The sequence below is a fragment of the Aquipuribacter hungaricus genome (assembly GCF_037860755.1).
GTDB lineage: Bacteria > Actinomycetota > Actinomycetes > Actinomycetales > JBBAYJ01 > Aquipuribacter > Aquipuribacter hungaricus.
The window spans coordinates 1-665 of the sequence record NZ_JBBEOI010000510.1; the positions used below are offsets into that span (position 1 = coordinate 1).

The 665-nt window shown below is 78.2% G+C and carries 1 protein-coding gene; it reads left to right on the top strand.

Annotated features, from left to right (window positions below):
- The coding region (locus tag WCS02_RS20910; protein WP_340296227.1) for a hypothetical protein at nt 1-316 on the top strand (316 nt) is incomplete at its 5' end.
- Between the last annotated feature and the right edge of the window lie 349 nt (nt 317-665).

Here is a 665-nt window from a genome sequence, read left to right on the forward strand (position 1 = left end):
AGGCTGGTCGGTACGCCTCGACCCCGACGGCACCCTGCACTGGCGCACACCCGCAGGCATCGACCACGTCAGCCCCGGCCGACGGCTCGGCATGCCCGAGCACGACCGTCCGCTGCAGCACGCCGCCGCGAGGGCGACCAGCGACGCTGAGGCGTGGGCAGACCCGCTCGTGCGGTCGGCACCGGATGCCGACGTGCTGGTCAGCACCGGGCACGCCTCGTCGGGCGGTGCGATAGGCGACCTGGGGCACGGGGTCCGCCCCGGGGTACCGAGGCAAGGACCGGAGCCCCCCGGGCCGGACTTCCCGCCCTTCTAGCCCTCTGATCAAGGGCGGGCCACGCGACTGGGACCCGCTCTCTGATCAGGGGCGAGGCGCCGGGCTACGCGGCTCGGCACCTGCTCTCTGATCAGGGGGCGACGCGCCGGGCCAGACGACCCGGCACCCGCCTCGGCTCCTGGCCCCGGCACCCGCGCGCGCTCCAGGCCGCACCCCCGCCCTCGGTCCGCGCGAGGGTCGGCTGTCCCCCGGGGCCCAGCAGGCGCGGCACCCCAGCGGCATCCAGTGCTCCCCGCACCTCCGGAGGACGCCGGGCCCGTGGGCGGGGCTCAGGCGCCCGGCGCGCTCCGGGTCGGGGGCGCGCCCTGGCCGGCGCGGGCGACGACCC